We start from the raw sequence: 4,030 nt of genomic DNA on the forward strand, positions 1-4,030 counted from the left end.
CCGGCCACGAGCCGTTGGACGCGACCGCCCGACACGAGCCGCTGGACCGGACCCGGCCGCTACCCCCGACCGGTGCCGGGGAGCAGACCGTGCCGGCCGCGCCGCCCGTCTGGTCCGGGCGGGCCGGGGTGCCACCGCCGCGTCCGGCCGACTACCGGGAGCCGGTCGAGTGGTACGGCGAGGAACAGCGTGGACGTCGCTGGTGGATGCCGATCCTGCTGGGCATCCTGGCGCTGCTGCTGCTCGCCGCCCTCGGCACGGGAATCTGGCTGGTGCTGCGGGCGGCCGACGAGCGGGACGAGGAACCCGCCCCGCCGGCGCCGACCAGCGCGCCGGTGACCACGGCCGCGACCACCGCCGCCCCGACCACCGAGGCGCCCAGCACGCCGGCCACCACGGGCAGCCGCCCAGATCCCGGTGCCGCCCCTGGTGGGGCTGCCGCGGGCGTCGGCCGAGCGGATCCTGGACCGGCTCGACCTGTCGTACCGGGTGCGGACGCGGGAGTCGTCGGAGCAGCCGCCGGGCACCGTGATCGAGACCGACCCGGAGGCGGGTGAGCTGGTCGACGCCGGTGACCGGGTGACGTTGGTGGTGGCCGCCGCGCCGTCGCCGACGGCCTCCCCGACCCGGACGGTCGAGCCGACGTCCGAGGTCACCCCCACCGGCTAGGAGGCTGTCTCACCACATCCGGCGTCGCGTGCCGACCAGTCCCAGCCCGGCCAGGGAGATGGTCAGGCCGAGCAGGCCGGAGTAGAAGAGCGACTGGCTGAGGGCCTGCCGGGCGTCCACCGTGGACGAACCGGCCAGGGCGGCCTCGCCGTCGCCGGGCCGCGATCCGGCACCGCTGTGGGGATCCCCCGAGGCGTTCGCCTCGGGGCCTGGTGCGGTATCGCCGTACCGGTGGTCGTCGGGTGCGGCGAGGTCGGCCGGGTAGTCGGAGTCGTCCTCGTAGCCGGGGTACCCGACCACGCCGGGAGGTGGTGAGTTCTGCTCGACCACGGTGATCTCGGGAGCGGGAACCGGCTCGGCCAGCCGGGTCGCCGATTCGGCCGGATAGCGCACCACCACCACGAGGGTGGTGACGGCGCCGACCAGTGCCAGCAGCCCGAAGGCATAACCGATACGGGACCTGTGGTGCCGCCGCGCGGCGGGCATATTGACCATGGCCATCCCAGGTTCAGGGTCCGGGACGCGCGGGGTGGTGACTATCGCCGGGGTGGGCGTACCGAGTCTATGGCGACGGCACGCCCCCCGGCCGGGTAATGGCGGAGGTCAGCCCACCGCCACCGGGGCGCGGTTGATCGTCCGTCGGGTCCGTACGGTGTGCTGGCGCGGCACGGGCGCCGCCTGGAGCTGCCGGAGACCGGCCTCCTGTACGAAGATCGACCGTCGGTTGATCGCGTCCCCCGCCGCGTTCAACTCGTAACCGTCGAGCCAGAGCCAACCGTCGTAGGTGGGCCAGTCGAGCACCCGGATGACCCGGAACGTGATGGGTCGGATGAACTGGACACTCGCCGCGCGAGTCACGTGCAGTACGTCACCGGAGCGGGGAAGCACATGGGCTCCTGGGGAGGGTATGGCCGGCGGTGCCGGACCGGAGGTTATGGGGGAAGGTTTCTGGGCCCGGTGACGGGATCGTGCCGCCGGCCGGTGGATCGGTGGCGGTGGTCGGGCCGTACCCGCTGGTGGCGGACCGCCACCCGACCATCACCGTGCTGCTCCCGGTTACCGCTCCCGCCGCCGCAGCCGTCGGGCGTGCAGCGGCGGGGTCATCACCCCGGGGCAGGTCTCGTCGTCGCACCTGGATCGGGTCGCCCGGCCGTCGTCCCGCCGCCGGTGTCGTCGCCGGACCGGGGAAGCCGGGGGAGACGGTGAGTAACCCGAGCCATACGGACAGAGTGCATCAGCGACGTGCGACATGCAAGTTGCACGTCGACTTTTGCCGATACGTGAGGGCGACACGTGAACAAGGCGCTTGATGACGCCGACCCCGGACCGGCACACTGGACGCCGGTTTCGCCCGACGCGGCCGGTCGACGACCGGCACCACCCCCTGCCGCGAACGATCGCCCGCCGTTCGTCGGTCGCGCCTCGGCGGGTGGTCGACGCAGGCGCCAGCCACCGGGAGGTAACCGGGTGAGCGCGAGGAACGGGGAACACCCGGTGAGCCGCGGGGTGCCGCGGTGACCGAGCGGCGCAGCCCCACCATCCGGCGTCGCCGGCTGGGCGCCGAACTGCGCCGCCAGCGCGAGGCGGCGGGGATCACCATCGAGACGGTCGCCGAGCAGCTCGAGTGCTCCGCCTCGAAGATCTCCCGGATCGAGACCGGCCACACCTCCGCGACCCCGCGGGACGTCCGCGACATGCTGCGGATCTACGGCGTGGTGGGCGTCGAGAGCGACGAGCTCGTGCAGATCGCTCGGGAGGCCCGGCAGAAGGGTTGGTGGCACCCCTACAGCACCGTGCTGGTCGGGGCGTACGTCGGCCTGGAGGCGGCCGCCAGCTCGATCCGGGCGTACGAACAGCAGGTGGTCCCGGGCCTGCTGGAGACCGAGGAGTACGCCGGGGCAATGATCCGGGCGCCCGCCCGGACTTCACCGTCGACCAGGTGCAGCAACGGGTGCGTGTCCGTCTGGGCCGTCAGTCGTTGTTGACCCAGGACGATCCGGTCGATTTGTGGGTGGTGCTCGATGAGGCGGTGCTGAGCCGGCCGGTGGGCGGCGACGCTGTGATGCGTGGCCAGCTCAAGCGGCTGGTGGAAGTGGCGGAACTGCCGAACGTGACGCTTCAGGTCCTACCCTTCGAGGTGGGCGCGCACGCCGGCATGGACGGCACCTTCACCATTCTCAGCTTCCCCGAACCGAGTGATCCCGATGTCGTGTACGCGGAGAACGCCACGGGTGGGCTCTTCCTGGAGAAGAGCGACGAACTGCAGAAGTACAGCTTCATCTTCGATCACATTCGAGCAGCGGCCATTCGCCCGGAGGAATCCATAGCTCACATCGCGAAACTGGTAGAGGAGCCGCTGTGGAAATGGCGACCAAGGAATTCCCCGTGGACCTGAGGCACGCGACGTGGTTCAAGAGTTCGAAAAGCGGGCCGAACTGCGACAACTGCGTCGAGGTGGCGTACGTGACCGGGGCGGTCGGCGTTCGGGATTCGAAGGACAAGACGGGCCCGGCCCTGGTCTTCGCTCCGGGAGACTGGCACGCCTTCGTCACCCGGACACGGAGCGGCGGGTTCGTCCAGCACTGATCGACGCAACGTGGCGTTGACGACGGGTCGGTCGGGGGATCTCCCCGGCCGGCCCGTCGCCACTTGCGTTCCGTCTCGTTGAACCCCTCGATACGGCGCTGGTCGACAACCCGCCGCACGGATCGGAAACCGAGCGAGGCAGGCGAGACGGATGACGACGATCGGTTCAGACAACCTCACCAACGGCCCGGGCAAGTCGGAGCGCTTCGGCGGCAAGTACCGCGGCGCGCGCCGGGACACCGTGCTCACCGAGGTCGTGTCCACCGACACCGAGGTTGGCGGGCGGGACGCCGGATCGGCCGCGCCGGAGCAGGCCGGCCGTCGCTGACGCTGCCCTCGCTCGACCCGAACCCGCTGACCGAGCCCTCGTTCCCGCCGGCCGGGTGGCCGCTGGAGCCGAGCGAGTCGCTGGTCGACCACCCGCTGCTGCGCGGTCTGCTGATGGAGCTGCCGCCGAAGGGGAGCGTGCCGCCGCCCGGCTGGCTGGACCGCTGGTTCGAGGCGACCCGGGCGATCCTGGAGCTGCTATACGTGCAGGGGCCGAGCCGCACGCGCTGAGGTCGCCGCCGCCTCCGGTAACGCCCGCTCGGCGAGCCGGCTGTGGCGCAGCGCCAGGCGTACCCCGATCGCGATGACCGCGAGACCGCCCAGGGTGACGGCCGGTCCGGTCAGGCGGGGGTCGCGCGGTGTCCGAGCGGCCGTCGGGCGCACCGCCCGTAGGTTCGTCGACGCAGGCCGGCGTGGGAATGCTCGATGGCTTCGTGGCCGCCGCGGT

The 4,030-nt window shown here is 71.9% G+C and carries 3 protein-coding genes and 3 pseudogenes; 4 read left to right on the plus strand and 2 right to left on the minus strand.

Annotated features, from left to right (window positions below; translation table 11 throughout):
* The first annotated feature begins 14 nt into the window (after positions 1 to 14).
* Positions 15 to 669: pseudogene (locus JNW89_RS29685) on the plus strand (PASTA domain-containing protein).
* A gap of 9 nt (positions 670 to 678) precedes the next feature.
* On the opposite strand, the gene JNW89_RS29695 reads toward JNW89_RS29685, so the two are convergent.
* Together JNW89_RS29695 and JNW89_RS29700 are read right to left on the minus strand one after the other, a co-directional pair.
* Positions 679 to 1,170, minus strand: coding sequence for a hypothetical protein (locus JNW89_RS29695; RefSeq protein ID WP_238451607.1), 492 nt, complete (start codon positions 1,168 to 1,170; stop codon positions 679 to 681).
* Between the two features lie 102 nt (positions 1,171 to 1,272).
* The gene (locus JNW89_RS29700) at positions 1,273 to 1,557 is read right to left on the minus strand and encodes a hypothetical protein (protein WP_238451608.1); all 285 of its coding nucleotides are present in this window, start codon (positions 1,555 to 1,557) and stop codon (positions 1,273 to 1,275) included.
* A gap of 626 nt (positions 1,558 to 2,183) precedes the next feature.
* On the opposite strand from JNW89_RS29700, the pseudogene JNW89_RS29705 reads away from it, so the two are divergent.
* From JNW89_RS29705 to JNW89_RS29715, 3 genes and pseudogenes are all read left to right on the plus strand, one after another.
* Positions 2,184 to 3,064 (plus strand): annotated as a pseudogene (locus tag JNW89_RS29705) (helix-turn-helix domain-containing protein).
* On the plus strand, positions 3,034 to 3,255 hold the full coding sequence (locus JNW89_RS29710) for a DUF397 domain-containing protein (protein ID WP_210777652.1): 222 nt from the start codon (positions 3,034 to 3,036) through the stop codon (positions 3,253 to 3,255). Before JNW89_RS29705 ends, JNW89_RS29710 begins: the two are co-directional and overlap by 31 nt.
* 151 nt (positions 3,256 to 3,406) lie before the next feature.
* Positions 3,407 to 3,813 (plus strand): annotated as a pseudogene (locus tag JNW89_RS29715) (hypothetical protein).
* Positions 3,814 to 4,030: the final 217 nt, after the last annotated feature.

Source organism: Micromonospora sp. 4G55, from assembly GCF_016803375.1.